Origin of the sequence: uncultured Anaerotruncus sp., assembly GCF_902490045.1 — a bacterium.
Lineage (GTDB): Bacteria > Bacillota > Clostridia > Oscillospirales > Ruminococcaceae > Anaerotruncus.
Genome location: NZ_CABUCJ010000135.1, coordinates 1 through 5,957, shown reverse-complemented (window position 1 = coordinate 5,957; position 5,957 = coordinate 1). Strand labels below are relative to the sequence as shown.

Annotated in this window: 8 protein-coding genes; 5 read left to right on the top strand and 3 right to left on the bottom strand. The window is 64.7% G+C overall.

From position 1 onward, the window contains the following. The first annotated feature begins 50 nt into the window (after window positions 1–50). The 5 genes from RDM88_RS11285 (at window position 51) to RDM88_RS11265 (ending at window position 3,092) form a co-directional block, all read left to right on the top strand. On the top strand, window positions 51–548 hold the full coding sequence (locus tag RDM88_RS11285; protein WP_308754937.1) for a DNA-deoxyinosine glycosylase: 498 nt from the start codon (window positions 51–53) through the stop codon (window positions 546–548). Between the two features lie 2 nt (window positions 549–550). Beyond that, the gene (locus RDM88_RS11280) at window positions 551–1,012 is read left to right on the top strand and encodes an S-ribosylhomocysteine lyase (RefSeq protein ID WP_308754936.1); all 462 of its coding nucleotides are present in this window, start codon (window positions 551–553) and stop codon (window positions 1,010–1,012) included. Beyond that, window positions 1,009–1,353, top strand: a complete 345-nt coding sequence (locus RDM88_RS11275; protein WP_308754935.1) for an MmcQ/YjbR family DNA-binding protein — start codon at window positions 1,009–1,011, stop codon at window positions 1,351–1,353. Before RDM88_RS11280 ends, RDM88_RS11275 begins: the two co-directional genes overlap by 4 nt. Beyond that, complete coding sequence (locus tag RDM88_RS11270; RefSeq protein ID WP_308754934.1) at window positions 1,350–2,051, top strand: DNA alkylation repair protein; 702 nt, start codon at window positions 1,350–1,352, stop codon at window positions 2,049–2,051. Before RDM88_RS11275 ends, RDM88_RS11270 begins: the two co-directional genes overlap by 4 nt. Window positions 2,052–2,363: 312 nt before the next feature. After that, a complete protein-coding gene (locus RDM88_RS11265; protein WP_308754933.1) occupies window positions 2,364–3,092 on the top strand; it encodes an NAD-dependent protein deacylase in 729 nt (242 codons plus the stop codon). Window positions 3,093–3,188: 96 nt separating this feature from the next. Here the strand turns inward: RDM88_RS11265 and RDM88_RS11260 are convergent, their stop codons facing one another. Genes RDM88_RS11260 through RDM88_RS11250 form a run of 3 tightly spaced genes read right to left on the bottom strand, consistent with a single transcriptional unit; the run spans window position 3,189 to window position 5,740 of the window. Then, window positions 3,189–3,353 (bottom strand): FeoB-associated Cys-rich membrane protein, encoded by a 165-nt coding sequence (locus RDM88_RS11260; protein ID WP_308754932.1) that lies wholly within the window; start codon window positions 3,351–3,353, stop codon window positions 3,189–3,191. 15 nt (window positions 3,354–3,368) lie between these two features. Beyond that, window positions 3,369–5,507: a ferrous iron transport protein B gene (feoB, locus tag RDM88_RS11255; RefSeq protein WP_308754931.1), complete on the bottom strand. Its 2,139-nt coding sequence runs from the start codon at window positions 5,505–5,507 to the stop codon at window positions 3,369–3,371. After that, a complete protein-coding gene (locus tag RDM88_RS11250; protein ID WP_308754930.1) occupies window positions 5,504–5,740 on the bottom strand; it encodes a FeoA family protein in 237 nt (78 codons plus the stop codon). The genes feoB and RDM88_RS11250 overlap by 4 nt, the downstream gene beginning before the upstream one ends. Window positions 5,741–5,957: the final 217 nt, after the last annotated feature.

The following is a 5,957-nucleotide window of genomic DNA, read 5'->3' as shown; positions in this document are numbered from 1 at the left end:
CCCCGCGGCGGCCATCCGAACCCCATCACCCGGACAGGGAGGTGACTGTTATGCCCACGCACATCGTACATACCATCCCGCCCGTCTATGACGCGCGCTCCCGCGTGCTCATCCTCGGGACGATGCCCTCCCCCAAGTCGCGGGAGCAGGGCTTCTATTACGGCCACCCGCAGAACCGCTTCTGGCGGGCGCTCGCCGCGGCGCTGGACGAGCCGGAGCCCCGGACGGTCCCGGAAAAGCGCGCGCTCGTCCTGCGGAGGGGGATCGCGCTGTGGGACGTGCTCGCCTCCTGCGACATCGAGGGCGCGTCGGACGCGAGCATCAGGAACCCCGTCGCCAACGATTTGACGCCGATCCTCGCGGCGGCGGACATCCGCGCCGTCTTCACGACGGGCAGACGGGCCGCCGCCCTCTATCAAACTCACATCCGGCTGCGCACGGGGCTTGCCGCCCTGGCGCTGCCCTCGCCCAGCCCCGCGAACTGCGCCTGTTCCCTTGACCGGCTCGTGGAGGCCTACCGGGCGGTACTTGATTATCTGGAGGACTGAATATGAACCGGATTGCCAGCTTCTGCGTCGACCACACCAAACTGGAAAAGGGGCTCTACGTCTCCCGCATCGACGGGGACGTGGTCACCTATGACCTGCGCATGTGCACCCCAAACGCGGGGAGCTGCCTCGAAAACGGGGCGCTGCACACGATCGAGCACCTCTTCGCCACCTACGTGCGCAACAGCCGCTGGACCGATGGGATCGTCTACGTCGGTCCGATGGGCTGCCGCACGGGCTTCTATTTCCTGACCCGCGACAGCATCCCTAGGGAGGCGGTGATTTCCCTGCTCCGGGAGACCTTCCGGTTTATCGCGGGCTTTGAGGGGGAGATCCCCGGCGCGGCGGAGGCAGAATGCGGAAACTTCCGCGACCACGACCTCGCGGGCGCGAAGGCGGTGGCGGCGGACTACGCGGCGGTGCTCGAGGACTGGACGCCCGGGAAGATGGCGTACCGCACATGACCGGCCGGAAGCTGATCGGCCTCTGCCTCACCTGGCCGGACGCCTACGAGGACTACCCGTTCGGCGACGAGTGGGCGGTCCTGCGCCACCGTGGCACCCACAAGATTTTCGCCATGCTCTTCGAGCGTGAGGGGAAGCTGCTCATGAACCTCAAGTGCGAACCGATGCGGGCGGAGTTCTGGCGCAAGGTCTATCCGCAGGTGACGCCCGGCTACCACATGAATAAAACCCACTGGAACACCGTCGACGTGAACGGCGGGCTGGAGGAGGAGACGCTGCGCGGAATGATCGGCCACAGCTGGGAGCTGACCGCGCCGGGGGAGAGGAGGAAAGCCCGGTGACAGGAGAGGAATACGCGGCGCTGCAGGCGCGCCTGCGCGCGATGGCCGACCCGGACTACCGCGCCTTTCACCAGAAGCTGGTGCCCGAGGTGGACAACCTGCTCGGCGTGCGCATCCCCGCGCTGCGCGGCCTCGCGCGGGAGCTTGCCCGCGGGGACTGGCGGGGCTATCTCGCCGCCGCCGGGACGGACGCCTACGAGGAGACGATGCTTCAGGGGCTCGTGCTCGGCTATGCGAGGATGGAGATCGGCGAGCTGCTCGAGCGCCTGCGGGAGTTCATCCCCAAGATCGGCAACTGGGCGGTGAACGACAGCGTCTGCGCCGGGCTCAAGCTGGTGAAAAAGCACCGGGAGGAGACGCTCGCCTTCCTGCGGCCCTATTTTGCGGGCGAAGCGGAGTTCGAGGTGCGCTTCGCGGTCGTCATGCTGATGGACCACTATATCGACGAGGCGTATATCGACGAGGCGCTCTCCCTTCTGCGGACGGTGCGCCACGAGGGGTACTACGTCAAAATGGCGGTCGCGTGGGCGCTGTCGGTCTGTTATGTCAAGTTCCCCGAACGGACGCGGCCCCTCCTCCAGGGGGAGGCGTTCGACCCGCAGACCCGCCGGATGGCGCTGCAGAAGATCGTGGAATCCAACCGGGTGGACGCCCGGGAAAAGGCGGAGATCCGCGCGCTGCGCAAGGCGGTCCGTTAAAAAAGGGCGGAAAAAAGCGGACTGTGCGACACAGCCCGCTTTTTTCGATCTATGTGTGTGTGGAAGAGAGAAGTAAGTCATTGTTGACCAGTTTTGATTATTTTTTAACAACTTTAGTTTAGCACAATCCGCAGGAAAAATCAACCCCTTTTTGAAAATTTTTACAATTAAAGGATTGTTTTACAGTTAATGTAAGGGGGATTGTCACAAAAAGAACCGTCAGGAAACCCGCTGGGACAATGAGGCATGTTTTACCAAAATACATATTACAGACAGAAAATTTTCGACAAAATGCTACAAGGAGGAATTTCAATGACCGGCACGGAAAAACTCCAGGAACTGATCGATAAGAGCGCCCGGATCGTCTTTTTCGGCGGGGCGGGCGTTTCCACCGAAAGTGGCATCCCCGATTTCCGCAGCGTGGACGGGCTCTACAACCAGCAGTACAAATACCCGCCCGAAACGATCATCAGCCACACCTTTTTCGTGCGCAGGCCGGAGGAATTCTATGAATTTTACCGCGCCAAGATGCTCGCGCCCGATGCCAAACCGAACCCCGCGCATCTCAAGCTCGCCGAGATGGAGGCGGCGGGCAGGCTCTCCGCCGTCATCACCCAGAACATCGACGGCCTGCACCAGGCGGCGGGCAGCAGGCAGGTGCTCGAGCTGCACGGGTCGGTCCACCGCAACTACTGCATGGACTGCCATAAGTTTTACGACGCGCGCTTCATCCTCGCGTCGCAGGGGGTGCCCCGGTGCGGCTGCGGCGGAATCGTCAAGCCCGATGTGGTGCTCTACGAGGAGGGACTCGACGGCGGCACCCTCGAACGCGCGGTGCAGGAGATTTCCGCCTGCGACCTGCTGATCATCGGCGGCACCTCGCTGGCCGTCTATCCGGCGGCGGGGCTCGTCCGCTACTGCGGCGGGAAGATCGCCGTCATCAACAAATCCGCCACGCCGATGGACGGGCAGGCCGATCTGCTGGTCCAGGAACCGATCGGGCGGGTGCTCGGCGCGATCCGGGTGCGCGCCCCCCGGTAGGACGGGGAACTCGCCGCCCGCGGGCGCGCACGCCCGGGCAAATACGAATCCCCCACCGCGCCCGGAGCGGTGGGGGATTCGTTGTTTGACGGCGCGTTATTTCGGCCCGGCGTCCCGCTTCTTCGGGGAGCGGCACCCGTCCGCGTGGGGGCAGCCGGCGCAGCCGCCCCCGCACCTGCCCCGGTGGCGGACCGCGTAGCGCACCGCCAGCACCAGGAGCAGCGCGAGCAGGCCGAGAACCAGATAATCGATCGGATGCATGGAGAACTCCTTTCCTCAGGCGAACAGCAGGGCGGCATGGTAGACGAAGAACGCCGCCGCCCACGCGAGCCCGCTCTGACAGACCGCCATGACGGCCGCGTGTCCGCCGCCCAGCTCGCGTTTGACGGCCGCGACGGCCGCGACGCAGGGAGTGTAGAGCAGCGTAAAGGTGAGGAACGCGACGGCCGCCGCCGGGGTGAAGATGCCTGCGAGCGCGGCGGGCAGGGTCGCGGTGTTGGTGCCGGTGAGCACCGCCAGCGTGCTGACGACCGCCTCCTTGGCGGAAAAGCCGGTCAGCAGCGCGGTGGAGGCGCGCCAGTCGGCAAAGCCGAGCGGCGCGAAGACGGGCGAAAGGAACCGCCCGAAGGAGGCGAGCATGCTCGCCTCGCCGCCCGCGGCGACCACGTTGAGGCGGGTGTCGAAGGTCTGCAAAAACCAGATGACGATCGTGGCGATAAAGATCACCGTGAAGGCGCGGGTCAGGAAGTCCTTGGCCTTGTCCCACAGCAGCAGGAGGACGCTCTTGGGACTGGGCATGCGGTAGTTGGGCAGCTCCATGACAAAGGGCACCGGCTTGCCGTGGAAGGCGGTGCTCTTGAGCACCAGCCCGCAGAGCACCCCGACGGCCATGCCGCCCACATAGAGGCAGATCATGACGAGCGCGCGGTGGCTGGGGAAAAAGGCCATGGTGAATATCGCGTAGATCGGCAGCTTGGCGCTGCAGGACATGAATGGGGTGAGCAGGATGGTCATGCGGCGGTCCCGCTCGCTCGAGAGGGTGCGGGTCGCCATGATGGCGGGCACCGAGCACCCGAAGCCGATGAGCATGGGCACGAAAGAGCGCCCCGAAAGGCCGATCTTGCGCAGCAGCTTGTCCATGACGAAGGCGACGCGCGCCATATAGCCGCTGTCCTCGAGCATCGAGAGGAAGAAGAAGAGCACGACGATGATCGGCAGGAAGGAGAGCACGCTCCCGACCCCCGCGAAGACGCCGTCGATGACCAGCGAGTGGACGACGGGGTTGAGCCCGTAGGCGGCGAGCGCCGACGAGACGGAGGCGGTGACGGCGTCGATGCCTGCCGACAGCAGGTCGCTCAAAAAGCTGCCGAGCACCCCGAAGGTCAGCCAGAAGATGAGCAGCATGATGACGAGGAAGATGGGGATGGCGAAATATTTGTGGGTGAGGACCGCGTCCATCCGCACGGAGCGGATATGCTCGCGGCTTTCGCCCGGCTTGACCACCGCCGTCCGCACCAGCTCGTCGATGAAGCAGTAGCGCATGTCGGCGAGCGCCGCCTCCCGGTCGGTACCCAGCTCCCGCTCCATCTCGGCCACGCTGTGCTCGACCATGTCCTTTTCATTTTCCGAAAGCGCCAGCCGCTCCATCATCGGGGCGTCCCCCTCCACCAGCTTGGTGGCGGCGAAGCGCGGAGGCACGCCGATGCGCTCGGCGTGGTCCTCGACCAGATGGGCGACCGCGTGGATGCAGCGGTGCACCGCGCCCGAGCAGAAGTCGAGCCGCGCGGGAAGCTGCCGCGCGGCTGCGGTCGCGGCCGCCGCGTGGATGAGCTCGTCGATGCCCTCGTTTTTGACCGCCGAGATCGGCACGACGGGGACCCCCAGCTCCTCCGAGAGCTTTTTGATCTTGATCGTGCCGCCGTTCGAGCGGAACTCGTCCATCATGTTGAGCGCCACCACCATCGGGATGTGCAGCTCGATGAGCTGGAGCGTCAGGTAGAGGTTGCGCTCGATGTTGGTCGCGTCGACGATGTTGATGATCCCATCGGGATGGGAGTTCAGCAGGAAATCGCGCGTGACGATCTCCTCGTTCGTATAGGGGGAGAGGGAATAGATGCCCGGCAGGTCCACGACCCGGATCTCTCCGAGGCGCCGGCGGGCCTCATGCTCTTCGCGCGCGGCCCGCCGCGCGTCCGCCGCGCCGCGCCCTTCCCCGTGGAAGGCCCGGTGAAATTCCCCGTGGCGCATCCGGTGCCACAGGCGGTGGCTCATCCCGCGGCCCGCGCGGGTGACGACCCCCTCCTTGCGCTCCACCGTCACGCCGGGGAAGTTCCCCACATGCTGGTTGGAGCCGGTCAGCTGGTTGAAGAGGGTGGTTTTTCCGCAGTTCTGGTTGCCCGCAAGCGCGAAAATCATTGCGCGTCCTCCTCTTTTTCCAGTTCGATCTCCCGCGCGTCCTCGAGCCGCAGGGTCAGCTCGTACCCGCGCAGATGCAGTTCGATCGGGTCGCCCATCGGCGCGACCTTGCGCACCATCACACGCGTCTTCGGGGTGAGGCCCATGTCGAGCAGCCGCCTGCGCAGGGCGCCCGCGCCGCCGACCTTTAAAATGATGCCGCTGTTTCCCACGCCCAATTGATCCAGTGTCATATTACCCCTCGCTGCCTGCGGTTGCAGGCCTTCGTCAATTTAAATGTTAGCCACGGCTTACATGATACGCCATCCCCTATCCTTTGTCAAGTGGAAGGGGCGGCGGCTTTTTGCACAACATTCCCTGCCGCGTGCATTGATTTATCGGGCAAACTGCGGTATGATAGTTTTAACTGTAAATTTCGCGGTGCACGCGCGCCGCAATCGTCCGCCGGAG

Coding starts and splice junctions, on each gene's coding strand:
- RDM88_RS11285 (WP_308754937.1), top strand. CDS start 51: ATGCCCACGCACATCGTACATACCATCCCGCCCGTCTATGACGCGCGC.
- RDM88_RS11280 (WP_308754936.1), top strand. CDS start 551: ATGAACCGGATTGCCAGCTTCTGCGTCGACCACACCAAACTGGAAAAG.
- RDM88_RS11275 (WP_308754935.1), top strand. CDS start 1,009: ATGACCGGCCGGAAGCTGATCGGCCTCTGCCTCACCTGGCCGGACGCC.
- RDM88_RS11265 (WP_308754933.1), top strand. CDS start 2,364: ATGACCGGCACGGAAAAACTCCAGGAACTGATCGATAAGAGCGCCCGG.
- RDM88_RS11260 (WP_308754932.1), bottom strand. CDS start 3,353: ATGCATCCGATCGATTATCTGGTTCTCGGCCTGCTCGCGCTGCTCCTG.
- feoB (WP_308754931.1), bottom strand. CDS start 5,507: ATGATTTTCGCGCTTGCGGGCAACCAGAACTGCGGAAAAACCACCCTC.
- RDM88_RS11250 (WP_308754930.1), bottom strand. CDS start 5,740: ATGACACTGGATCAATTGGGCGTGGGAAACAGCGGCATCATTTTAAAG.